The organism is Rhodococcus jostii RHA1, from assembly GCF_000014565.1.
GTDB classification, from domain to species: domain Bacteria; phylum Actinomycetota; class Actinomycetes; order Mycobacteriales; family Mycobacteriaceae; genus Rhodococcus_F; species Rhodococcus_F jostii_A.
The window spans coordinates 2,272,496-2,294,906 of sequence record NC_008268.1; the positions used below are offsets into that span (position 1 = coordinate 2,272,496).

Sequence of the window (22,411 nt, forward strand, 5' to 3'; positions counted from 1 at the left end):
TCCCGCACGTAGGCTCGACGGCGTGACCTCACCGGAACTCGCGCTCACAGTCCGACTGAACACCTCGGCCGCCGACACCCGGCGCGGCGTGGTCCGGCTGCATCCGGAAGCCCTGGCCGCGCTCGGCCTCCGCGAGTGGGACGCGATCGCCCTCGTCGGCGCGCGCCGCACCGCCGCGGTGGCGGGTCGCGCGCCCGCCGGAACCCCCACCGGGACTGCACTCCTCGACGACGTGACGCTGTCCAACGCCGGGCTGACGGAGAACAGCACGGTCGTCGTGACACCGGTGACGGTGTACGGCGGGAAGACGGTGACGGTCAGCGGGTCGAATCTGGCCGTCAACTCCGTCTCCGACGTCACCCTGCGTCACGCCCTGCTCGGCAAGGTCCTCACGGTCGGCGACACGGTGTCGCTGCTCCCCCGCGATCTGGGCCCCGGCACCAGCACCGCCCCCGCGACGCAGGCACTGTCCCGGACGTTCGGTGTCGCGTGGACATCGGAGTTGCTCACCGTCACCGGGGTCGACCCGGCCGGCGGTCCGGTGAGCGTGCAGCCCAACACCGCGGTCGGGTGGGGCGAGGGTGTGCGCGCAACGGTGTCCGCGGCCCCGACCCGGTTGCCCGCGCCGCCCGTCCGGCCCGCCGAGGAGGTGCCCCCGGTTCCGGTCGAGGACCTGGTGGGTGCCCACACGCAGGCAGCCAAACTCACCGAGTGGCTCGGACTGGCACTCGACGAACCCGAACTGCTCCGCAAGCTCGGGGCCTCACCCCATCTGGGTGTCCTGGTGACCGGGCCCGCCGGTGTCGGGAAGGCGACGCTCGCCCGAGCGGTACTCGCATCCCGGCGACTGGTCGAACTCGACGGGCCCAGTGCCGGCGCGTTGGAAGCCGACTCACGGTTGCAGCGGGTCACCGCGGCGGTCGACGCGATCCGCAGCGGCGGCGTCCTGCTGATCACCGACATCGATGCCCTGCTGCCTGCCACCCCGGAGCCGGTGTCCGCGCTGATCGTCGAACAACTCCGCCGCGCAGTCGACACCGTCGGGGTCGCGTTCGTGGCGACGTCGGCGCACCCGGAGTCGGTCGACGCCAGGTTGCGCGGGCAGGACCTGTGCGACCGTGAACTCACCCTGACCCTGCCCGACGGCTCCACCCGCCGGGCGCTGCTGGAACTGCTTCTGCGGAAGGTCCCCACCGACGGCATCGCCCTCGAGGCGATCGCGGCCCGCACACCGGGATTCGTCGTCGCTGACCTCGCCGCGCTGTGCCGGGAAGCGGCCCTGCGCGCCGCTTCACGCGCGGCCAGGAAACCCGTCGACCCGGCACTCACACAGGACGACCTGCTCGGCGCACTCGACGTCATCCGCCCGCTGTCGCGGTCGGGCAGCGAGGAACTCGCGATCGGCACCCTCACCCTCGACGACGTCGGGGACATGGTGGAGACCAAGCAGGCGCTGACCGAGGCGGTCCTGTGGCCGTTGCAGCATCCGGATTCGTTCGCCCGCCTCGGCGTCGATCCCCCGCGCGGAGTGCTGCTGTACGGTCCGCCCGGTTGCGGCAAGACCTATCTCGTTCGGGCGCTGGCAAGTTCGGGACATCTGAGTGTGCACGCCGTCAAGGGCGCCGAGCTGATGGACAAGTGGGTGGGCGCGTCCGAGAAGGCGGTCCGCGAACTGTTCCAGCGGGCACGGGATTCGGCCCCGTCGCTGATCTTCCTCGACGAGGTGGACGCCCTCGCGCCGCGGCGCGGCCAGAGCTCCGACTCCGGGGTGTCCGACCGGGTGGTGGCCGCCCTGCTCACCGAACTCGACGGCGTCGAACCGCTGCGCGACGTGGTGGTCGTCGGTGCCACCAACCGTCCCGACCTCATCGATCCCGCGTTGCTGCGCCCCGGCCGCCTGGAGCGGCTGGTGTTCGTGCCGCCGCCGGACGGCGAGGCCCGCCGCGCGATCCTGCGCACATCCGGGAAGTCGGTGCCCCTCGCCGACGACGTCGACCTCGACGCCCTCGCCGACGACCTCGACGGCTACTCGGCCGCCGACTGCTCGGCGCTGCTGCGGGAAGCCGCGCTGGCCGCCATGCGCCGGAACATCGACGCGGCCGACGTCACCGCGGCCGACGTGGCCGAGGCACGCGAAAAGGTGCGCCCCTCACTCGATCCCGAGCAAGTGGCGCACCTCGAGTCCTATGCGCTGTCGCGCCCGTGAGTACTTGTTAACCGCGGGCGGTTAAGAAGTACTCACGGGTCAGGACCAGCGGCCGAGCAGCGTGGCCGCGTGTGCGGCGAGGGCGGCCTGGAAGAACGGCCCGAAGCTCACCCGAGCGACGCCGAGCGGCCCGAAGCTCGCCGGATCGTCCTGATCGGGCAGACCGATGGCGTTGACGGGCAGCGGCAGCTCCGACGTGAGCCGCTTCTGGGTGGCGTCGTCGTGACGGCCCACGGGGTACAGCACGTCGGCCCCGGCCTCGGCGGCGAGCTTCAGCCGAGCGATCGCGCGGTCGACACGGTCGGACTCGTCGCCCACCTGCTTCACGAACAGGTCGGTGCGCGCATTCACGACCACGTGGACCCCGGCGGCGTCGGCCGCCTGCCGCAGCCCTCCGACGAAGTCGGCGTGCTCCTGCGGTTCGCGGAGACGCCCGCCCTCGCTGTGGACCGTGTCCTCGATGTTCAGGCCCACGGCTCCCGCGCCGATCAGACCTTCGATCAGCCGGGCGGGCTCGAGCCCGTATCCCGATTCGATGTCGACCGACAGCGGCAACTCCACCGCTGCGGTGATCTGCGAGATGCGGTGCAGCAGCTCGTCGAACGTGATCCCCTCGTTGTCGGGCTTGCCGATCGAGTCGGATACCGGGTGGCTTCCGACTGTCAGCGCCTGAAACCCAGCGGACACAGCCAGATTCGCGGACCAGGCATCCCACACGGTGGGCAGGATGACGGGGTTGCCGGGCTGGTGCAGCCCCAGCAGGGTGGTGGCCTTCTCGTTGATCGACGTCATAGGTGGGCTCCTCGCCTCGGTTGTATTCGATCGGAGTCGTTCTCGGGCACGCCTTCGGTGCCAACGCCGGGTTCGCCATTTCCATTCCTACCCGCTCGAGTACCGTGAGCGAATGGACTTCCGGGAACCTCTGTCGGCCGCAGCTGCTCTCGCGTCCGGTGCACTCGCCGGTTTCGTCCTCACCAATCCCCGCAACCGGGCCTGGACGATCAACGCGTCCGACCGGGAGATCGAGCGGTGGCTCAGCAGCCAGCCGACGGGTGTGGTGGTGGCTCTCGTTCTCGCCGTCGTCGCGGTGGCCGGTCTGCAACGGTCCGGCTCCCGGCGAGTGTCGTGGATCCTGGCGGCGGCGTGCGCGCTCGCCCTGATCGGCGCGCGCTGGGCGGTGCCGAATGCCGGCGGGGTCGACACGCTGATCGCCCTGCACTTCGCGAAGACCGCGACCGCCGGGTTCCTGCTCGGCGCGGCGGTCGCCGCGGTGTGGGGTCGCTGGGTGTCGCAGCTGGCGCTGACTCTCGGTGTCACGAGCGCGTTCCTTCTCGCGAGTGTGCAGCGACTGCCGCGCAGTGACACCGCGTATGTCGAGCCCGCGAGTATGAGCACCTCCGCGATCGGCGAACCCCCGCAGTGGCTGCTGCTCGGAGTTCTCGTGCTCGCGCTCGCATCGGCCGTGGTGGCGCGGTCGCAGTTCCGGGTGCAGCGTCCGGACCGGAAGACTCTGCTGACCGCGTTGGTCGGGGCCCTGGCTCTCGCCCTGCTCAACCGGTTGTTCGGGGCGTGGATCGACGATCAGGAATTCGGCGAACCCCTGACGGTCTGGCTGATCGTCGCGTTCTCGCTCGCCGTGATTCTGACGGCCACGGTGCTGATCGCACGCCGGTTCCCGGGGATCGACGGACGCTTCCTTCTCGCCGCGACCGGTGTCACCGCCGCGGCCGTGCTCGTCCTCGACGACCTGCGGACTCCGCGGGTGACGACGCCCGCGCCTGCGTTGCTGGCGGTCGGCGTCGTCGCTCTCGCCGCGGGTATCGCGGTGGCGGTCCGGGTCCCGCCGAAGTGGCGGCGCCCGCAGTGGGGACTCTGCCTTGCCGCCGTCGTTCCGCTGCTCGCCGCCGTGTGGCCCGACTTCGGCGACGACGGAGTCGCTCTGCTGATCCGGCTGGCCGTGCTGGGTTGCGGTGCGGGTTTCGCGCTCGCCGCCGCGCTGCCGGGGTCGGCACCGGTCGCGGTACTCGGTTTCGCGTTGCCGTTCGCGTCGCTGGTGTTCGTGGCGGCGACCACTGTTCCCCGCAGCCGGGTGGTTTACTCGGGTGCGAGCAGCGAACACCGTCTGCCATCATCGCCTGCCTCGACCGCCGCGTCCGACCATCTCGTCGGCTTCGTGATGCTGCTCGTCGTCGCGTTCTGCGTCTACTCGGTGCACGAGCGGCGCAGTACGCCGGACGGCAGCTAGTCGAGGAGGCCGAGCGCCTGCAGCCGGCGGAACACGAGCATCGAGCCGGGCGCGACGTCGGGCATGGCCGCGTATTCGTCGACGGTGAAGTACCGGAGTTCGGCGATCTCGCTCGTCGGCCGCGGCTCGGCGCTCAGTTCGGCGAGGAAGCAGGTCATGTGCAGGTCGGTGCCCTCGGGATGTCCGTACGCGGGCGCCTCGAAGACCCCCAGATGTTCGAGCGTCCCGTCGACGATTCCGGCGTCGAGTTCCTCCCGGATCTCGCGGTGCAGAGCCTGTTCGGCATTCTCGCCCGGATCGATCTTTCCGCCTGCCATGTAGAACGCGGTCTTCCCCACCGATCGGGTCTGGAGGAGTTTCCGGTCGCGGATGTGGGCGAGCGCGGCGGTTCGGATCTCGGCAGGCACCGTCACAAGATAGAACAATCCGGCAGGCCGCCCATAACACAATGCGCCCCATTAGTCCGATTTGCCGCGATTGTGAGTCCGAATAATCGACCCAGTAGGATGTACCCCGTAGCCCAATTCGCTAGCTAAGCGAACGGTCTACACGACTCGGTTCGTTTCGTTCCGACACCCCGCCGCCCGCTGACCCCCGACGGAGTGCCTTTTGCTTGCTGTTCTGCTCGCCCATGCCGTTGCCGCCGTTCTGGCTCCGCTTGTGGTGCGCAAGTTCGGCCGCAACGGTTTCTACCCTCTCTCCCTCGTCCCGCTGGCGTCACTCGGATGGGTGATCGCGAACTGGGGCACGGAGCAGACCGTGTCCATCGTGTGGGCTCCGGGCCTGTCGATGGACCTCGACTTCTGGTTCGATCCGCTGGCCGCGATCATGTCGGTGCTGGTGCTGGGCATCGGCACGCTGATCCTGGTCTACTGCTCGCGCTACTTCACCGACGACGAACCCCGGCTCGGCATCTTCGCCGCCGAGATGGTGGCCTTCGCCGGCGCCATGTTCGGCCTCGTCGCCAGCGACAACATGTTGCTGCTGTACACGTTCTGGGAACTGACGACGGTCCTGTCGTTCCTGCTGGTCGGGCATTACGCCGAACGCGCGTCGAGTCGCCGGGCGGCGACGCAAGCGCTGCTCGTCACCACCGCGGGTGGTCTGGCCATGCTGGTCGGCATCATCATCCTCGGCCAGGTGAGTGGCACGTACAACCTGTCCGAACTGATCGAGGTCGCACCTCGCGGCTGGCTCGCCGGTGTCGGCGTCGTGCTGGTCCTCATCGGCGCCCTGTCGAAGTCCGCGATCGTGCCGCTGCACTTCTGGCTGCCCGGAGCGATGGCCGCCCCCACCCCGGTCAGCGGCTACCTGCACGCCGCGGCCATGGTGAAGGCCGGCATCTATCTCGTGGCCAGACTGTCGCCCGGTTTCGCCGACTCGGCGCCCTGGCGATTCACGATCATCACGCTCGGCCTGCTGACGATGGTCCTCGCCGGGTGGCGGGCGATGCGCGCCTTCGACCTCAAACTGGTGCTCGCGTTCGGCACCGTCAGCCAGCTCGGTTTCATGATGGTGCTCGTCGGCCTCGGCACCCGCGACGCCGCGCTCGCCGGCATGACGATGGTGGTCGCCCACGCGATGTTCAAGGCCGCGTTGTTCATGGTGGTCGGCATCATCGACCACACGACAGGCACCCGCGACCTCCGCAAACTCGCGCACCTCGGTGACCGTGCGCCCGCGCTCGCGGTCGTCGCCGCACTGGCCGCGGCGAGCATGGCCGGGCTTCCCCCGTTCCTCGGGTTCGTCGGCAAGGAAGCCGCATTCGACTCCCTGCTGAGCACGACCGTCCTCGCCGACCCGGCGCGGATCGTCACCGTCGGCGTCGTGGTGTTCGGTTCGATCCTGACGCTCGCCTACAGCGTGCGGTTCATGTGGGGCGCCTTCGGTCGCAAGCGGCTCGCGCGGCCGAGCCCGGCCGTGCTGGGCATGCACGCACCCGGACCGTTGTTCCTCGCCGCGCCCGCCGTTCTCTCGGTGCTGAGCCTGGCGGCGGGACTCGCGGCGCCGCAGCTCGAGAAGCTGCTGACGCCGTACTCGCAGACCCTGCCCGCCGAGGGCGTCTCCGACTACCACCTCGCCCTGTGGCACGGCATGAACACCGCGCTGGCACTCACCCTGCTGGTGTTCGCCGTCGGCACCGCGCTCTTCGTGGCGCAGCGCTGGGTCAACCGGTTGCGGTTCGAGCATCCGCCGCTCGGCAACGCCGACCGCATCTACGACGCGACGCTACGCGGGATGGACGCGCTGTCGATGCGGCTGACCGGCGCCACCCAACGCGGTTCGCTGCCGCTGACCCAGGCGACCATCCTCGGCACCCTCGTGGTGGTGCCGCTGGTACTGCTCGTCGTCGGCACGAATACCGGCGCCGACGTCCGGTTGTGGGATTCGCCGGTGCAGTTCGTGATCGGGCTGATGATGGTCGCGGCCGCGCTCGCCGCCACGGTGATGCGCAACCGTCTGGCGAGCGTGATCCTCGTCGGTCTCAGCGGCTACGGCTGCGGTGTGCTGTTCGCCCTCCACGGCGCCCCCGACCTCGCACTCACCCAGTTCCTGGTGGAGACGCTGACCCTCGTCATCTTCGTGCTCGTGTTCCGGAAACTGCCCGCCGAGGTCGACGAGCGACGGGCCATCGGATTCAAGATTCCGCGGGCGCTGCTGGCGGTCGCGGTCGGTGCCACCATCACCACGATCGGCGCGTACGCCATCAACGCGCGGAACTCGGTGCCGATCTACGAGCGACTCCCCGACGCCGCGTACTACCTCGGCAACGGCAAGAACGTCGTCAACGTCCTGCTCGTCGACATCCGTGCCTGGGACACGCTCGGCGAGATCTCGGTGCTGCTGGTGGCGGCCACGGGTGTCGCGAGCCTGGTGTTCCGCAACCGCCGCTTCGGCAGCGCCCCCCGAGTGTCCGACGCCCCCGCGGTCACCGCCGATTCGTCGGCGTCGCATTCCGAGACCACGTGGCTGCTCGGCGGCGATCTCATCGATCCGAAACACCGGTCCCTGGTCCTCGAGGTGACGACCCGGCTGATCTTCCCGACCATCATGGTGTTGTCGGTCTACTTCTTCTTCGCCGGCCACAACGCACCCGGCGGCGGGTTCGCCGGCGGCCTCACGGCCGGTCTCGCGCTGGTCCTGCGATACCTCGCGGGCGGACGGTACGAACTCGGCGAAACCGTCCCGATCGACGCGGGCAAGATCCTGGGCCTCGGGCTCACCCTTGCCGCGGGCACCGCGCTGGCGTCGCTGTTCCTCGGCGCCCCGGCACTCTCCTCCGCGGTGTTCGAGGTGACGCTGCCACTGGTCGGCCACGTCAAGATGGTCACCGCCCTGTTCTTCGACCTGGGTGTGTATCTCATCGTGGTCGGGCTCGTACTCGACGTGCTCCGCAGTCTCGGCGCACGTCTCGACGCACAGATCGAGGTGAACCAGCGATGAGCGCGAACATCGGATTTCTCGTCATCATCGGCGTCCTGGTGTCGGCCGGCGTCTACCTGCTCATCGAACGCAGCATCACCCGCATGCTGCTGGGACTGCTGCTGTTCGGCAACGGCATCAATCTCCTGATCCTCACGTCCGGGGGTACGGACGGCAATCCGCCCATCGTCGGCCGCGAGTCCATTCACGAGTCGATGGCCGACCCGCTGGCTCAGGCGATGATCCTGACGGCGATCGTCATCACGATGGGCATCGCCGGCTTCGTGCTCGCGCTCGCGTACCGGTCGTTCAAGATCACCACGCAGGACGCCGTCGAGAACGACCCCGAGGACACCAAGGTCCTGCGGCGCCGGTCGCCCGCCGAGGCTCCCGACCGCGACCGCTCCGACGACCCGGTCACCGGCGAGCCGAGTTTCAGCGGCGACGCATTCGACAAGGACGGAAACCCCATTCCCCTGGAAGAGCTGAAGAACCTCGAAGACCTCGAATGCTACGAAGACCTGCACGAGGGTGACTTCGACGACGAAGAGGACTCCGACAAGGCCGGGATCGGGGAGAAGTCGTGACCATTTCCCCGCACATCATCACGGCCCTCGCGCCGCTGCCCGTTCTCGTCCCGATGCTCGCCGCGGCGGCCACGCTGGTGCTCGGCCGGCGTCCGCGGGCCCAGCGGATCATCACGCTCGTCGCGTTGATCGGTGTCCTCGTCGTGTCCGGACTGCTGCTGTTCCTCGCCGACCGCGACGGGACGACGGCCATCCAGGTGGGTGGCTGGGATTCGCCGATCGGCATCACGCTGGTGGTCGACCGGCTGTCCGCGATGATGCTGGTGGTCTCGTCGATCGTGCTGCTCGCCGTCATGGCGTACGCCGTGGGTCAGGGCATCCGCGACGGCGGTGAGGACCAGCCCGTCTCGATCTTCCTGCCGACGTATCTGGCGCTGACGGCGGGCATCTCCAACGCGTTCCTGGCGGGCGATCTGTTCAATCTGTACGTCGGCTTCGAGGTGCTCCTCGCCGCCAGCTTCGTGCTGCTGACGCTCGGTGCGAGCGCCGACCGCGTCCGTGCGGGTGTGTCGTACGTGATGGTGTCGATGGTGTCGTCGCTGATCTTCCTGGCTGGTATCGCGTTCGCCTACGCGGCCACCGGAACCCTCAACCTCGCCGACATGGCCACCCGCCTCGACGGCATCCCGTCCGGCACGCGCACCGCCATCTTCGGTGTGCTGCTCGTGGCATTCGGCATCAAGGCGGCGGTGTTCCCGCTGTCGACATGGCTGCCCGACTCCTACCCCACCGCGCCCGCCCCCGTCACCGCCGTGTTCGCCGGCCTGCTCACCAAGGTGGGTGTGTACGCGATCATCCGCGCGCACACGCTGCTCTTCCCGGAGGGCGAACTCGACAACGTGCTGATGGTGTGCGGCCTCCTGACGATGCTCGTCGGCATCCTCGGTGCGATCGCGCAGAGCGACATCAAACGACTACTGTCCTTCACCCTGGTCAGCCACATCGGGTACATGGTGTTCGGTATCGCGCTGTCCACCCAGTCGGGGCTGTCGGGGGCCATCTACTACGTGGCACACCACATTCTGGTGCAGACCACACTGTTCCTGGTGGTCGGTCTGATCGAACGCCAGGCCGGGTCGTCGTCGTTGCGACGTCTCGGCGGGCTCGCCGCGGCGAGCCCCGTCCTGGCCATCGTGTTCCTGGTTCCGGCCCTCAACCTCGGTGGCATTCCCCCGTTCTCCGGGTTCATCGGCAAGGTCGCGCTGCTGCAGGCCGGCTCGGCGGATGCGAGCGTGCTGGCGTGGATCCTCGTCGGGGGCGGCACCCTCACCAGCCTTCTCACGCTGTACGTCGTCGCCCGTGTGTGGACCAAGGCGTTCTGGCGGGCCCGCGCCGACGCCCCCGAGGGTGACCTCGCGGACGTCAGCCCGTCGGCGCTGCTCGACGAGTCCGAGGCCGACATCTCGTTCGACGACCGCGCCGACGTGGGCCGTATCCCCGCGATGATGCTCATCCCCACCGTCGCCCTCGTCGCCGTAGGGCTGGCGATGACGGTGTTCGCCGGCCAGATCATCCAGATCAGTGATCGCGCGGCGAGCGATCTGCAGAACCGGTCCATCTACATCGACGCCGTCCTCGGCGGGCACCCCGGCGGCGAAGCGCAGGAGGCACCGCGATGAAACGCGAGAGACTTCTCCAGTTCGGCGCGCTGCTGTGGCTGATGGCAGTGTGGATCCTGTTGTGGGGCAACGTCAGCTGGGGCAATATCCTCGGCGGGCTCGCCGTCGGCGCGCTCATCATGGTGCTCATGCCGCTGCCGCGGGTGCCCGTGGAAGGCCGGGTGCACGTCCTGCCGCTGCTCCGGCTGGCGGTGATATTCGTGTACTACTCGCTCCAGTCGAGCCTCCAGATCGCGTGGCTCGCACTCCGGCCCGGGCCGCCGCCCGTCACCGGGGTCCTGCGCTACCAGCTGGGAATCAAGTCGGACCTCGTCCTGACGCTGTGCATCGACGTGCTGAACCTGATTCCGGGCACCATGGTCCTCGAGATCGACCAGGTGCGGCGGATCGTCTACGTGCACGTCCTGGACATGGGATCGCAGAAGGCGGTCAGCCAGTTCTACCGCACGGTCGCGCAATTGGAGCGGTTGTTCATCGAGGCGTTCGAACGCGACTCCGACTGGAAACCGAGCCCCTGGCACAACCGCGACTTGCAATACGACGACCCCACTCAGGAGGGCAGCTCATGACAGTCGTCTCGGTCATATCCGGAATCGTCCTGGTCGTCGCCGGGGTCCTGACGACATTCCGGCTGCTCGACGGGCCCAACTCGCTGGACCGCCTCGTCGCCCTCGACACCCTGATCGCGCTCGCCATGTGCGGGCTCGCCGTGTGGGCCGCGTACACCGGAGACACGACGATCGTGCCCGCCATCGTCGCGTTGTCGTTGGTGGGGTTCATCGGTTCGGTGTCGGTGGCGCGGTTCCGGGTGAGTGACAAGTCGTGACCACCGTGCTGAACGTCATCGGGGCCACGCTCATGCTGTGCGGCTCCCTGCTCGCACTGACGGCCGCCATCGCCATCGTCCGATTCCCGGACACTCTGCGCCGCATGCACGCCGCCACCAAACCGCAGGTGGTCGGTCTCATCATGGTTCTCGCGGGCGCCGTCCTCGAACTGCGTGGCAACGTCGACATCTGGATGCTGATCCTCGTCGGCATCTTCACCCTCTTCACCGCGCCGGTCATCGCGCACAGCGTCGGCCGGGTCGCGTACCGGGAGCAGCGAGATCAGGACGGGCTGTTGATGATCAACGAGTTGGAGCCGCCAGAACATCAGTGACCGCTGCCTTCGCGCCGCTGCCCCACCGCGCGAGTGCGGTGTCGGGCCGGGCGAAGAACGTCGCGTAGAACCCGAGGCTCATTGCGGCGAGGGCACCGAGGACGAGCGGTCCTGACACCTCGGGGAATCGGCCCATCGGCACCGCGAGGTAGCGGTAGCTGAGGAGCAGTCCGGCCAGCACCAGCGCGCCGCCCCCGACGAGACGGACCCGGAACCAGCCCCACCCCCGTTCGGGGTCGCGCAACGCGGATTCGATGGTCAGGCACAGGACGACGCCGGCGACCAGGTCGACGCCGTAGTGGTAGCCGAAGCCGAGGGTCGCCGTCAGCGTGCACACCAGCCAGAACGTGCCGCCGAGGCGCAGCCACCAGGCGCCCTGCCGGGAGTGGATGAACAGGGCGAGGGCCCACGCCGTGTGCAGGCTCGGCATGCAGTTGCGGGGGGTCACCGAATCGAACGACATCGGTTCGGGCGCGAAGTCGGGTGTCGGGACGATGTTGGGCCAGTAGTCGCTGACCTGGAACCCCTGACCTTCGGTGCCGAACGCGAAGATCGGTCCGACCACCGGGAACAACACGTAGAACACGGGCCCGACGAGACCGATCAGCAGGAACGTGCGCACCAGGTAGTGCGACGGCCAGCCGTTCCGCAGTTGGTAGACGGCCACCGCGATGGCCGCGACCGGCAGTTCGATGTAGACCCAGTGGAGGATGCCGTAGCCGACGGGTCCGAGGGCGTCGACGAACTGCCCCAGGTGCCACGACGGGCTGCCCAGCGCGTGATCGGCCAGCTGGGCGTATTCGTCCAGGACCATCGGCCCGGCCATGATCGTGACCTGTAGCCAGGCGTCGCCGAATTTGGTCGCGAGAATCAGCAGCGCACCGAGGCCGACACCCCTGAGGGCGCTGCGCCGGTGGTCGCCGGTCCAGCGGACTGCCGCGTACACGCCCACCGCGGTGAGTACCCAGGTCGCGCCGTTTCCGACGGTCAGCGGTCCACCGGACAGGTAGCGCACCGCGGCGACCACGACGTCGATGCCGGCTGCGGCGGAGAGTGTGACGACGCGCTGGCGATTGGTGAGCCCGACCATCGCGAGCGCGAGGCCGGCCCACGGGACCGACGCCGACTTGGGGGTCAGGACGTAGTCGTGGAACAGGCTTTCGAGGGGACCCTGGAAACCCTGTATGGACGCCACCGATTGGACCACCACCAGCAGGATCGCCACACCGAGCGCCCCGCCCGCCACGAACATGCGGGAACGATCGACGGGCCCACCCGACCGTACAACGGCAACATCGTCGATCGACACCCGCCAAGTGTAAACAACACGTGAACGGGAAGTGGACGAGTGTCCTGCCCGAGACCGTCTTTCAGGTCCCGAGCTCCTTCACCAACGCATCGACCACGGCCACCAGGTCACCGCCGGTCGCCTCCGCGACCTGACGTTGCCGCTGGTAGGACGCTCCGCGACGGGGAATCTCGGCGACGGCGGCCAATTCGTCCGCACAGCCGAGACGCACGGCGGTCGGGGCCAGCTTCTCGAGCAGGTCGTTCAGGTCGTCGGTGACGAGCCGCTCGTTGCTGTCCTCGTCGAGAATGATCTCGGCGTCGAGCCCGTACCGCGCGGCCCGCCACTTGTTCTCCTTCACGTGCCACGGCTGCAGGTTGGGCAGGTTCTCACCCGCCTCGAAACGCCGGTCCAGGTCGACGATCAGGCAGTGCACGAGCGCGACGAGGGAACTGAGTTCGGCGCGGGTGGAGATGCCGTCGAAGACGCGGACCTCGATGGTGCCCCACCGCGGCGCCGGCCGGATGTCCCAGTGCATCCCGCCGATCTTGGTGATCACCCCGGTCTTCATCTGGTCGCTGATGAAATCCTCGTACTGCCCCCAGTTCGCGAACTGGTACGGCAGTCCCGCGGTGGGGAGTTGCTGGAACATCAGCGCACGGTTACTCGCGTACCCCGTGTTGACGCCGGCCCACATCGGTGAGGACGCCGACAGCGCGAGCAGATGCGGGTACCGCTGCAGCAGCGCATTGAGGATCGGGAACACCTTCTGCGGCGAGGACACACCGACGTGGACGTGCACACCCCAGATGAGCATCTGACGGCCCCACCACTGGGTACGTTCGATCAGCTCGTCGTAATCCGGTGTGCGCGTGACCAATTGGGTCGACCACTGAGCAAACGGGTGCGTTCCCGCGCAGATCAGATCCACGCCGAGCGGGTTCGCCGCCCGCCGCAACAGGTCGAGCGACTCGTCGAGGTCATCCATCGCCTCACCGACGGTGGAGTGGATACCGGTGACGAGTTCGACGGTATTGCGCAGCAACTCCTTGGTGATCCGCGGATCCTCGGGACCGGCGAGATTCGCCACCGCGTCGAATACCTCCGCGGCCGTGTTGGAGAGATCCCGCGTGACCCTGTCGACCAGCGCGATCTCCCACTCGACGCCCAGTGTCGGCCGCGGCGAACCGGGAAAAGGAACTACCACGGTTTCGATCCAACCACAGGCCGCAGTGCGCGGCAGCGCACCGACATCCCGGCCGAAGCCGGGATGTCACGCGACTCAGCTGGCGCCGATGACACCGCAGGCCACCCGGGAGCCTGCGTCCCCGGTGTTCAGGGTTTCCTGATCGGGGGCGGGTGCGTAACGGGTGGGGATGTTGGCGAAATTGTCGGGACCAGAGTGGATCATGACCGCGGTGCCGCTGTCGCCGTTCTTCAGGTCCTCGACCGTGAAGGCGTCGGTGGTGGTGACCAATTCGGCCGTGCCGTCGGCCAGCACCTGCAGCGACGTGAGGTCGCCGCTCGCGGGGTGCCCCGAGTGGCCCTCGGCCTGGAAGTGCCCGCCAGCCGACAGGAAGTTTCCGGGCGCACCCCCGGTCGGTGCCACCGAGTTCGTCTCACACTTGCCGACGGAGTGCACGTGGAAACCGTGGAATCCGGGCGTCTGATCCTTGACGGAAACGGTGACCTCGACGTGGCTACCTGCCTGCTTGAACGTGGCGGTGCCGACGTCGTCACCCTCGGCGTTCTTCAGCGTCGCGCTGACCGCGCCGCTCTCCGCGGATTCACCGGAACCGCTCTCGGCGTCGCCGGGAACGCCTGCGGCGCTGGGATCGGCGGCGCCGGTCCAGACGGGAGGAGTGGTTCCGGGAACGTCGGTCGGCTCCTCGTTGTTACTGCAGGCGGTCAGTCCGAGTGCCGCAATGGCCACCACCGGGGTGACAATGCGCCAGGACATCCGACGGGTAGAACTCGAGGCCATCAAACCGCTCCTTTGAGGTGGCGAAGAAGTGCATCTGATCATAACCGCGGCGACGGTGCACCGACCGTCCGGTCTACTGCGCGGAGGTGACGATGACGATCACACCGGCAGACGAATTCGCGATACCCGGGAACCGCGGCTGGGCCGACACCCCGAGCTGCGCGGCGATCTCCGTGGCCGCTTCCTTCTCGGCGGCGGAAGTCCCGTAGTACACCGTGGTTTCGGAGATGGTGCCGTCGCTGTAGTTGCCGGTTTCGGACACCGTCCACCCCGAGGACATCAGTTCGGTGGCCGTCTGGCTTGCGAGACCGGTGACATTGCTGTTGTTGAGCACCCGTACCGGGACCGACGCCGCGTCGGCGGACTTCGAGGTGCTCGAGGCGCCGGACGTGGTGCTCGCCGCGGACGCCGAGGTGGCACCCGCCGCTCCGGCGGCCGTCGTCGAGCGCGCGGCGGGAGTGGTCGTGGCGGCCGCCGTGGTCGTGACGGTGGCGGCGGTCTCCTCCGAGTCCGAGCCTCCGAGGGAGGCGAACCCGAGACCCGCGAACAGAATCGCGAGGGCGATCAGCACCATCGCGAGGGCGCGTAACGGCGGGCCGGACGATTCGGGTTTCGGAGTACTCACGATGTCGACCTTAGCGACCGGGTGCTACGTGACGTCGAACCCGAGGCGACGGGCGGCGCGGGCCTTCTGCCTGCTCGCGCGCAGCCGTCGCAGCCGCTTCACGAGCATCGGGTCGGCTGCCAGTGCCTCCGGCCGGTCCACCAGCGCGTTGAGAACCTGGTAGTACCGGGTGGCGGACATGTCGAACAGCTCTTTGATCGCTTCTTCCTTCGCACCGGCGTACTTCCACCATTGGCGCTCGAAGGACAGGATGTCGTGCTCGCGACGCGAGAGGCCGTCGTCGCCGACGTCCTTGACCCCCGCCGAGTTGTCGCCGTCGATGCGCTCGGACTGGTTCCGACTACGCGCTGTTGCGCCGTCCATCTCACTCCTCGACTACTAGCTCTCGCTCGACCTCAGCGAAACCACGTTCCCCCGGCTCCTCGATCGCGTGGCCGACCGAGCAACGAATTACACCGCTGTTCTTCAGCGACTATTCAACCATGACGAACGCCGCGGGCAGTGCGAACGGCTCGGGCGCGCCGCACTATCCTTGACGACCATGGCCATCCTCCCCATCCGGATCGTGGGCGACCCGGTACTGCACGAACCGACCGAGGCAGTGTCCCAGTCACCTGCGGAACTCGCTGAGATCATCGCCGACATGTACGACACGATGGACGCCGCCAACGGCGTCGGGCTCGCCGCCAACCAGGTCGGCCTGCCGCTACGGTTGTTCGTCTACGACTGCCCGGACGTCGACGGAGACGGCAAGGCGCTGCGTCGCCGGGGTTGCGTCGTCAACCCGGTCCTCGAAACGTCGGAACGACCCGAGACCATGCCGGATCCGGACGACGACGTCGAGGGCTGCCTGTCGGTGCCGGGCGAGCAGTTCCCCACCGGGCGGGCCGAGTGGGCGAAGGTCACCGGCACCGACGCCGACGGCAACGCCGTCGAGATCGAGGGCCACGGCTTCTTCGCACGCATGCTGCAGCACGAGGTCGGTCACCTCGACGGCTTCCTCTACGTCGACATGCTGGTCGGCCGCAACGCGCGCGCCGCCAAGAAAACCATCAAGCGCGCAGGCTGGGGCGTTCCCGGCCTCAGCTGGGTGCCGGGAACGGTCGAAGACCCGTTCGGGCATGACGACTGACATTCCGCTCGGAAGCCGGGTGGTGCTGCGATATCAGCTGCCACCCGGCCACAGCCATCCGATGACCGACGTCATCGGGGTGCTGGAGAGCGTCGAACCGGTGGTGGTCGTCCGCGCCGCGGACGGCTCGGTCGTCGAGGTGGATCCGGAGCGGGTGGTCGCGCTGAAGGCCGTCCCCGCACGACCGGTGCGCGCGAGCGAGATCCGGTCCCTCGAACTGGCCTCCGCCGACGGCTGGCCGGGTGTCGAGCACGCGTGGATCGACGGGTGGCTCGCCCGCTACGGTCACGGCTTCACCGGACGCGCCAACTCGGCGGCCCCGCTCGGCGACCGCGGGTCGGTCGGCAGCCTGGACGACGACTCCCCCGGTGGCACGCTCGACCGTCTGCGCGAGTGGTACGCCGAGCGCGACCGCCCGCTGCGGTTGCTGATCCCCGACCGTCTGGGCGAGGTACCGCTCGGCTGGAACGTCAGCGACGAAGTGGTCGTGATGGCAGCCGACATCGACAACCTGGCTCTGCCCGAGGGCCCCCGAACCACCACCGTCACCGATCACCCCGATCCGGACTGGCTCGCCCTCTATCGCTACCGCGGGTCCGCGCTCCCCGACTTCGCGGTCGACGTGCTGGATTCGGTCCGCGGCGGCACCCTCGGGTTCGGCCGGATCGGCGCCGCCGACTCGACGCTCCTCGCCGTCGCCCGCGGATCCGTCACGTCCGCGCCCGACGACCGCCGGTGGGTCGGGCTCACCGCGGTCGAGGTCGCGGAGGCTCACCGCCGCCACGGAATCGGCAGCCTCATCTGCGGCGACATGGTCAACTGGGGACGCGAACACGGCGCGACCCACGCGTGTCTGCAGGTCGCCGTCGAGAACGAAGGCGCGCAGGCGATGTACCGCAACCTCGGCTTCGTGGCGCACCACCGGTACCGCTACGCCACCGAACCTGTCGGCTGACGACCTGTCGGAGAGTGCCGCTAGGGTGGCTGCCGTGCGCATCGCAACCTGGAACGTGAACTCTGTTCGTGCCCGTACCGACCGGATCCTGGACTGGCTCCAGCGGTCCGACGTCGACGTGCTCGCGATGCAGGAAACCAAGTGCAAGGACGAGCAGTTCCCGTACGAGCGTTTCCGTGAACTGGGCTACGAGGTCGCACACGTGGGCCTCAGCCAGTGGAACGGCGTCGCGATCGCGTCCCGCGTCGGTCTCGAGGACGTGCAGATCGGGTTCGAGGATCAGCCCGGTTTCCACAAGGACCCGGAGGTCGCGCCCGCACAGGAAGCCCGCGCCATCGGCGCCACGTGCAACGGCGTCCGCATCTGGAGCCTGTACGTCCCCAACGGCCGTGAGCTGGCCGATCCGCACTACACGTACAAGCTCGACTGGCTGGCGAAGTTGCACACCGACGCGGTCGGGTGGCTGGGGCAGAACCCGGACGCGCAGATCGCGCTGGTCGGCGACTGGAACGTGGCCCCCACCGACGAGGACGTCTGGGATCCGGCGCTGTTCGAGGGCAAGACGCACACGTCCGCCCCCGAGCGTGAGGCGTTCCAGGCGTTCGTCGAATCCGGATTCGCCGACGTCGTCCGGCCGCACACCCCGGGTCCCGGTGTCTACACCTACTGGGATTACACCCAGTTGCGGTTCCCGAAGAAGCAGGGAATGCGCATCGACTTCGTGCTGGGATCGCCTGCCCTCGCCGGCCGCGTCGACAAGGCCGAGATCGACCGCAACGAACGCAAGGGCAAGGGCGCCAGCGATCATGCGCCGGTCATCGTCGACCTCGGCGACTGAGAACGCAGCACACCGAGCGCTACGACCGCGCACCCGAACCCGATCAGCACTCCGTGCCCGATGCGCAGTGGGGCGTCGACGTAGAACTGCGGGATGAACAGAGCGAATCCCACTGCCATCGGGCTCCCCGCCCAGCCGGCGATCAGCCGGGATCGGGCGATTGCGACGGCGGCCGCGGCTGCGCCGACTGCGATGAGTAGCAGTCCTGCGGCGAACAGCGTCGCCTGCGCCGCGCCCATCCGCACGCTCTCGGCGAGGGTCGTGACGGTCCCCTCGTCCAGGCCGCTGCCGCCCAGGGCGTGCAGCGCGAATGTTTCGGCCCCGTAGTACGGCAGCGTCAGCCCTGTCCCGATCCACGACGCCGCCACTGCGACCACCGCCGCCCGTTCGCCACCCGTCCGTTTCAGCACGCCGCTGAGCGCGACGAGCGCAAGCCCGAACGCGATGAACCCGCCGACGGCGGCGAGGTGTGCGACGAGCCACCACGGTGAGGCGAACTCGGCCCGTCCGTCCGGCGACCCGCCCGCCGCGTAGGGACGCACCACGGGGTAGACGACGAACAGGCCACCGGCGAGGGTGAACAGCGCCGCGGCGCAGATCCGTGCGATCCCGGTACGACTCTCGATCCGATCCGACACGGTCATGACGACTCCTTCACTGTGAGCACCGCTCTCTATACAGAGCAGTATTCACAGCAGAGTCGCAGATGGCAAGAGCAGTGCTCTCGCAAGTAGGGCTACTCGGCCACCAGAACGTCGAGATGCTCTGGATTCAGCGCCAGGTAGCGCTGGACATACGTGCAGATGGGACGCACTTTCCAGCCACGCCGACGCGCCGAGCCGAGCGCCTCGCCCACGAGGACCGCAGCCAGCCCGCGTCCACCGAACTCTTCCTTGACGACCGTGTGCATGAACGCGACCACCTCGCCCGGCTTCGCGGTGAATCCGGGAATGTCGTCCTCGTCCCGGTAGCCGAGGATGCCGATCAACTCGTCCCCCAGCCACAGATCGAATCGTTCATGGGCAGGGTTGTCGAGCACGCGAGCATCAGCGGCCGTGATGTTCCCCGACGACTCGGAACTGTTCGAAATGTGATTCATGCCACTCATCGAATCAGTAAGGCGGCATCCTCGCGAGCGGAATCGCCGCTCCCGGAACCGTTTCGTTGCCGACGGGTGCTCGATTCGTGCCCCGCCCGTCGTCAGCCCTCCACCGGGACGACGAGGTCGCGGTACTCGGGGTGCGCCGAAACGAAGCGCTGCACGTACGTGCACACGGGCCGGACCTTCCAGCCGTACCCGCGGGCGAGGTCGAGGGAGCGACCCACCATGAGGGCGGCGAGTCCGCGGTGGCCGAAGTCCTCCACGATCACGGTGTGCATGAACGAGACCACCGGCACCTGCCGCCCCCGACTCTTCGGGCCCGGCGGTCGGGCGGCCACCACGCCCACGCCGGCACCGGCGCCGGGCGGGGTGTCCGCGAGGTCGAAATACCCGAGGATGCCGACCAGGTCACCACTCAGGCGTAGCTCGAATCGGTTCTGATCGGCGTTGTCGATCACGTCCACAACCTGCGCGTCCGTCAGCATGGCTATCTCCTGGGGGTGTGTCGTAATCGAAATGTGATGTTCATCACCCTTTATACCGATGCCGGGAACCGCTGTCCAAGTTTCACCCGAATGATTGCTCACAGAGATCTCGGTTACAGTTTGTGTGACAACTACACATCCACGGGGGCTCGCACCAGCGGGCTGAGAGGACGGCTAGGGCCGTCGACCGTCGAACCTGTCCGGGTAATGCCGGCGTAGGGAGCATCATCGATGAGCACAAACGTATCTACAGCCACGTCCGTCACCACGGGACCGATCGAGGGCAGCACCAAGCAGTACCTGCTGTCGGCCGACGACGTCCGGGTGCCGGTCCGGCGCGTCCACCTCACCAACGGTGAGCACCTCGACGTGTACGACACGTCGGGTCCGTACACCGACGCGGACGCCACGATCGACCTGGAAGCGGGACTGCCGCATCTGCGCGCACCGTGGATCGCCGACCGGGAGGGCACCCAGCTCGACGCCGCCCGCGCCGGCGTCGTCACCCCCGAGATGCAGTATTGCGCTGCACGCGAGGGTGTTTCACCCGAGACGGTGCGCACCGAGGTCGCGGCGGGGCGCGCCGTGATCCCTGCCAACCGCTGCCATCCCGAACTCGAGCCGATGATCATCGGCAAGGCGTTCGCGGTGAAGATCAACGCGAACATCGGCAACAGCGCGGTCACGTCGTCGATCGCGGAAGAGGTCGAGAAGATGGTGTGGGCGACGCGGTGGGGCGCAGACACCATCATGGACCTGTCCACCGGAAAGAACATCCACGAGACCCGGGAATGGATCCTGCGCAATTCGCCCGTGCCCGTGGGAACCGTGCCGATCTACCAGGCGCTCGAAAAGGTCGGCGGCGACCCGACCGCGCTCACCTGGGAGATCTACCGCGACACCGTGATCGAACAGTGCGAGCAGGGCGTCGACTACATGACGGTCCACGCCGGTGTACTGCTTCGTTACATCCCGCTGACCGCACGCCGGGTCACCGGCATCGTCTCCCGCGGTGGGTCGATCATGGCCGCCTGGTGTCTGGCCCATCACCGGGAATCGTTCCTGTACAACCACTTCGACGAACTGTGTGAGATCCTCCACCGCTACGACGTCACGTTCTCGCTCGGTGACGGCCTGCGCCCCGGCTCCATCGCGGACGCCAACGACGAAGCCCAGTTCGCGGAACTGCGCACCCTCGGCGAGCTCACGCGGATCGCGAAATCCCATGGGGTGCAGGTGATGATCGAAGGTCCCGGGCACGTCCCGATGCACAAGATCGTGGAGAACGTGCGCCTCGAGGAGGAGTTGTGCGAGGAGGCGCCGTTCTACACGCTCGGGCCGCTCGCCACCGACATCGCGCCGGCGTACGACCACATCACGTCCGCGATCGGCGCGGCGATGATCGCGCAGGCCGGCACCGCGATGCTCTGCTACGTGACCCCCAAGGAACACCTGGGACTGCCGAATCGGGACGACGTCAAGACCGGGGTCATCACGTACAAGATCGCGGCGCACGCCGCGGACCTCGCGAAGCAGCATCCGCGGGCGCAGGAGCGGGACGACGCGCTGTCGAAGGCGCGGTTCGAATTCCGCTGGCACGACCAGTTCGCGCTGTCCCTCGACCCGGATACCGCGCGGGAGTTCCACGACGAGACGCTGCCCGCCGAGCCGGCGAAGACGGCCCACTTCTGCTCGATGTGCGGCCCGAAGTTCTGTTCGATGCGGATCTCCGCCGACGTGCGCGAGTACGCACAGCAACATGGACTCGATTCGGTAGAAGCCATCGAGGCGGGCATGGCCGAGAAGTCGAGCGAGTTCGTCGACGCAGGTGGTCGCGTGTATCTGCCCGTCGAATCCGTCACCTCAGAGAATCGGTAAGGTCCCCTTCGTGAAGCTGCTGCCCCTGACCCCCGACGGCCAGACCCCCGTCCGAGTCCTCACCATCGCCGGCACCGATTCCGGCGGTGGCGCCGGGATCCAGGCCGACTCGCGGACGATGGCCCTGTGCGGCGTCCACGCATGTGTCGCGGTCGCCGCGGTGACGGTGCAGAACTCGGTGGGCGTCAGTGGTTTCCACGAGATTCCGCCGGAGACGGTGGCCGCGCAGGTGCGGTGCGTCGTCGACGACATCGGGGTCGGGGCAGCGAAGACGGGCATGCTGGCATCGACGGCCATCATCGAGGCCGTCGCCGCCGTGTGCACGGAGGTCGGGATCGGCCGCGACCAACCGGTCCCGCTGGTCGTGGACCCGGTGTGCGCGTCGATGCACGGAGATCCACTCCTGCATGCCGAGGCACTGGACGCCGTGCGGAACACGCTGATCCCGATCGCCACAGTGGTCACCCCGAACCTCGACGAGATCCGGTTGATCACCGGCATCGAGGTGGTGGAAGACGTGACCGCGCGCCGGGCAGCCGAAGCGTTGCACGCGCTCGGGGCGCAGTGGTCGATCGTGAAGGGCGGGCATCTCCGGACATCGGCGTCGAGCACCGATCTGCTGTTCGACGGTGACAGGTTCCTCGAGTTCAGCAGTCCCCGCATCGACACCGGCAACGACCACGGCGGCGGCGACACCCTCGCTGCCGCCATCGCGAGCGCTCTCGCCCACGGGTGGTCCGTGCCCGACGCGGTGGCGTTCGGTAAGGAATGGGTCACCAAGTGCCTGGAGGCGTCGTACGACCTGGGCGCCGGTCACGGCCCCGTCTCTCCCCTGTGGCGACTTCGTCACTCGTGAGTACTTCTTGACGTCCGGGGTGGTTGA

23 protein-coding genes and 1 riboswitch are annotated in these 22,411 nt (G+C 68.2%); of the genes, 13 read left to right on the plus strand and 10 right to left on the minus strand.

Features of this window, described 5'->3' with window-relative positions; translation table 11 throughout:
* The first annotated feature begins 22 nt into the window (after positions 1–22).
* Positions 23–2,206 (plus strand): AAA family ATPase, encoded by a 2,184-nt coding sequence (locus RHA1_RS10545; protein WP_009474831.1) that lies wholly within the window; start codon positions 23–25, stop codon positions 2,204–2,206.
* Between the two features lie 39 nt (positions 2,207–2,245).
* Here RHA1_RS10545 and RHA1_RS10550 read toward each other — a convergent pair whose 3' ends face one another.
* Complete coding sequence (locus tag RHA1_RS10550) at positions 2,246–2,998, minus strand: isocitrate lyase/PEP mutase family protein (protein WP_009474832.1); 753 nt, start codon at positions 2,996–2,998, stop codon at positions 2,246–2,248.
* A gap of 112 nt (positions 2,999–3,110) precedes the next feature.
* Between RHA1_RS10550 and RHA1_RS10555 the strand changes: the two genes are divergently transcribed.
* Positions 3,111–4,451 carry a hypothetical protein gene (locus RHA1_RS10555; RefSeq protein ID WP_009474833.1) on the plus strand — a complete coding sequence of 447 codons (1,341 nt, stop codon included), beginning with the start codon at positions 3,111–3,113 and terminating at the stop codon, positions 4,449–4,451.
* Here the strand turns inward: RHA1_RS10555 and RHA1_RS10560 are convergent.
* Positions 4,448–4,864, minus strand: a complete 417-nt coding sequence (locus RHA1_RS10560; RefSeq protein WP_009474834.1) for an NUDIX hydrolase — start codon at positions 4,862–4,864, stop codon at positions 4,448–4,450. The genes RHA1_RS10555 and RHA1_RS10560 overlap by 4 nt on opposite strands.
* A gap of 196 nt (positions 4,865–5,060) precedes the next feature.
* On the opposite strand from RHA1_RS10560, the gene RHA1_RS10565 reads away from it, so the two are divergent.
* Genes RHA1_RS10565 through mnhG form a run of 6 tightly spaced genes read left to right on the plus strand, consistent with a single transcriptional unit; the run spans position 5,061 to position 11,241 of the window.
* Positions 5,061–7,895 (plus strand): Na+/H+ antiporter subunit A, encoded by a 2,835-nt coding sequence (locus RHA1_RS10565; RefSeq protein WP_011594973.1) that lies wholly within the window; start codon positions 5,061–5,063, stop codon positions 7,893–7,895.
* Complete coding sequence (locus RHA1_RS10570) at positions 7,892–8,461, plus strand: Na(+)/H(+) antiporter subunit C (protein ID WP_007301319.1); 570 nt, start codon at positions 7,892–7,894, stop codon at positions 8,459–8,461. The genes RHA1_RS10565 and RHA1_RS10570 overlap by 4 nt, the downstream gene beginning before the upstream one ends.
* On the plus strand, positions 8,458–10,080 hold the full coding sequence (locus RHA1_RS10575) for a Na+/H+ antiporter subunit D (protein WP_009474836.1): 1,623 nt from the start codon (positions 8,458–8,460) through the stop codon (positions 10,078–10,080). Before RHA1_RS10570 ends, RHA1_RS10575 begins: the two co-directional genes overlap by 4 nt.
* A complete protein-coding gene (locus RHA1_RS10580; protein WP_009474837.1) occupies positions 10,077–10,649 on the plus strand; it encodes a Na+/H+ antiporter subunit E in 573 nt (190 codons plus the stop codon). Before RHA1_RS10575 ends, RHA1_RS10580 begins: the two co-directional genes overlap by 4 nt.
* Entirely contained in the window at positions 10,646–10,906 is a 261-nt protein-coding gene (locus RHA1_RS10585) for a monovalent cation/H+ antiporter complex subunit F (protein ID WP_005264390.1), read from the plus strand. Before RHA1_RS10580 ends, RHA1_RS10585 begins: the two co-directional genes overlap by 4 nt.
* Positions 10,903–11,241, plus strand: a complete 339-nt coding sequence (gene mnhG, locus RHA1_RS10590; protein WP_005251747.1) for a monovalent cation/H(+) antiporter subunit G — start codon at positions 10,903–10,905, stop codon at positions 11,239–11,241. Before RHA1_RS10585 ends, mnhG begins: the two co-directional genes overlap by 4 nt.
* Here the strand turns inward: mnhG and RHA1_RS10595 are convergent.
* The 5 genes from RHA1_RS10595 to napA form a co-directional block, all read right to left on the minus strand.
* Positions 11,210–12,493, minus strand: a complete 1,284-nt coding sequence (locus RHA1_RS10595) for a phosphatase PAP2 family protein (RefSeq protein WP_011594974.1) — start codon at positions 12,491–12,493, stop codon at positions 11,210–11,212. The genes mnhG and RHA1_RS10595 overlap by 32 nt on opposite strands.
* Positions 12,494–12,611: 118 nt before the next feature.
* Entirely contained in the window at positions 12,612–13,736 is a 1,125-nt protein-coding gene (locus tag RHA1_RS10600; RefSeq protein WP_007301315.1) for a glutamate--cysteine ligase, read from the minus strand.
* Between the two features lie 75 nt (positions 13,737–13,811).
* On the minus strand, positions 13,812–14,513 hold the full coding sequence (gene sodC / locus RHA1_RS10605; RefSeq protein WP_011594975.1) for a superoxide dismutase[Cu-Zn]: 702 nt from the start codon (positions 14,511–14,513) through the stop codon (positions 13,812–13,814).
* A 73-nt stretch (positions 14,514–14,586) separates the two neighbouring features.
* Positions 14,587–15,138, minus strand: coding sequence for a LytR C-terminal domain-containing protein (locus RHA1_RS10610; RefSeq protein ID WP_011594976.1), 552 nt, complete (start codon positions 15,136–15,138; stop codon positions 14,587–14,589).
* 24 nt (positions 15,139–15,162) lie between these two features.
* Positions 15,163–15,501, minus strand: coding sequence for a nucleoid-associated protein NapA (gene napA, locus RHA1_RS10615; protein WP_011594977.1), 339 nt, complete (start codon positions 15,499–15,501; stop codon positions 15,163–15,165).
* Between the two features lie 178 nt (positions 15,502–15,679).
* Between napA and RHA1_RS10620 the strand changes: the two genes are divergently transcribed.
* Genes RHA1_RS10620 through RHA1_RS10630 form a run of 3 tightly spaced genes read left to right on the plus strand, consistent with a single transcriptional unit; the run spans position 15,680 to position 18,063 of the window.
* Positions 15,680–16,270: a peptide deformylase gene (locus RHA1_RS10620; protein WP_011594978.1), complete on the plus strand. Its 591-nt coding sequence runs from the start codon at positions 15,680–15,682 to the stop codon at positions 16,268–16,270.
* Positions 16,260–17,225 (plus strand): N-acetylglutamate synthase, CG3035 family, encoded by a 966-nt coding sequence (locus tag RHA1_RS10625; RefSeq protein WP_011594979.1) that lies wholly within the window; start codon positions 16,260–16,262, stop codon positions 17,223–17,225. The genes RHA1_RS10620 and RHA1_RS10625 overlap by 11 nt, the downstream gene beginning before the upstream one ends.
* A gap of 34 nt (positions 17,226–17,259) precedes the next feature.
* Complete coding sequence (locus RHA1_RS10630) at positions 17,260–18,063, plus strand: exodeoxyribonuclease III (RefSeq protein ID WP_009474844.1); 804 nt, start codon at positions 17,260–17,262, stop codon at positions 18,061–18,063.
* Here RHA1_RS10630 and RHA1_RS10635 read toward each other — a convergent pair.
* The 3 genes from RHA1_RS10635 to RHA1_RS10645 form a co-directional block, all read right to left on the minus strand.
* Entirely contained in the window at positions 18,030–18,707 is a 678-nt protein-coding gene (locus tag RHA1_RS10635) for a hypothetical protein (protein ID WP_011594981.1), read from the minus strand. The two genes, RHA1_RS10630 and RHA1_RS10635, sit on opposite strands and share 34 nt — an antisense overlap.
* Positions 18,708–18,799: 92 nt before the next feature.
* On the minus strand, positions 18,800–19,162 hold the full coding sequence (locus RHA1_RS10640; RefSeq protein WP_011594982.1) for a GNAT family N-acetyltransferase: 363 nt from the start codon (positions 19,160–19,162) through the stop codon (positions 18,800–18,802).
* 101 nt (positions 19,163–19,263) lie between these two features.
* Positions 19,264–19,650, minus strand: a complete 387-nt coding sequence (locus RHA1_RS10645) for a GNAT family N-acetyltransferase (protein WP_011594983.1) — start codon at positions 19,648–19,650, stop codon at positions 19,264–19,266.
* Positions 19,651–19,781: 131 nt separating this feature from the next.
* A riboswitch (TPP riboswitch) is annotated at positions 19,782–19,889 on the plus strand.
* Here RHA1_RS10645 and thiC point away from each other — a divergent pair.
* Positions 19,882–21,528, plus strand: a complete 1,647-nt coding sequence (gene thiC / locus RHA1_RS10650; protein ID WP_009474848.1) for a phosphomethylpyrimidine synthase ThiC — start codon at positions 19,882–19,884, stop codon at positions 21,526–21,528. Its footprint overlaps the riboswitch before it by 8 nt.
* Before the next feature lie 10 nt (positions 21,529–21,538).
* Positions 21,539–22,384 carry a bifunctional hydroxymethylpyrimidine kinase/phosphomethylpyrimidine kinase gene (thiD, locus tag RHA1_RS10655; protein ID WP_011594984.1) on the plus strand — a complete coding sequence of 282 codons (846 nt, stop codon included), beginning with the start codon at positions 21,539–21,541 and terminating at the stop codon, positions 22,382–22,384.
* The last annotated feature ends 27 nt before the right edge of the window (positions 22,385–22,411 follow it).

What these genes read in the sequence shown, in the direction of transcription:
- RHA1_RS10625 (WP_011594979.1), top strand. Translation starts at nt 16,260, where the DNA reads ATGACGACTGACATTCCGCTCGGAAGCCGGGTGGTGCTGCGATATCAG.
- napA (WP_011594977.1), bottom strand. Translation starts at nt 15,501, where the DNA reads ATGGACGGCGCAACAGCGCGTAGTCGGAACCAGTCCGAGCGCATCGAC.
- RHA1_RS10555 (WP_009474833.1), top strand. Translation starts at nt 3,111, where the DNA reads ATGGACTTCCGGGAACCTCTGTCGGCCGCAGCTGCTCTCGCGTCCGGT.
- RHA1_RS10595 (WP_011594974.1), bottom strand. Translation starts at nt 12,493, where the DNA reads ATGTTCGTGGCGGGCGGGGCGCTCGGTGTGGCGATCCTGCTGGTGGTG.
- RHA1_RS10585 (WP_005264390.1), top strand. Translation starts at nt 10,646, where the DNA reads ATGACAGTCGTCTCGGTCATATCCGGAATCGTCCTGGTCGTCGCCGGG.
- RHA1_RS10640 (WP_011594982.1), bottom strand. Translation starts at nt 19,162, where the DNA reads ATGAATCACATTTCGAACAGTTCCGAGTCGTCGGGGAACATCACGGCC.
- thiC (WP_009474848.1), top strand. Translation starts at nt 19,882, where the DNA reads ATGAGCACAAACGTATCTACAGCCACGTCCGTCACCACGGGACCGATC.
- RHA1_RS10635 (WP_011594981.1), bottom strand. Translation starts at nt 18,707, where the DNA reads ATGACCGTGTCGGATCGGATCGAGAGTCGTACCGGGATCGCACGGATC.
- sodC (WP_011594975.1), bottom strand. Translation starts at nt 14,513, where the DNA reads ATGGCCTCGAGTTCTACCCGTCGGATGTCCTGGCGCATTGTCACCCCG.
- RHA1_RS10620 (WP_011594978.1), top strand. Translation starts at nt 15,680, where the DNA reads ATGGCCATCCTCCCCATCCGGATCGTGGGCGACCCGGTACTGCACGAA.
- RHA1_RS10580 (WP_009474837.1), top strand. Translation starts at nt 10,077, where the DNA reads ATGAAACGCGAGAGACTTCTCCAGTTCGGCGCGCTGCTGTGGCTGATG.
- RHA1_RS10645 (WP_011594983.1), bottom strand. Translation starts at nt 19,650, where the DNA reads ATGCTGACGGACGCGCAGGTTGTGGACGTGATCGACAACGCCGATCAG.
- RHA1_RS10550 (WP_009474832.1), bottom strand. Translation starts at nt 2,998, where the DNA reads ATGACGTCGATCAACGAGAAGGCCACCACCCTGCTGGGGCTGCACCAG.
- RHA1_RS10570 (WP_007301319.1), top strand. Translation starts at nt 7,892, where the DNA reads ATGAGCGCGAACATCGGATTTCTCGTCATCATCGGCGTCCTGGTGTCG.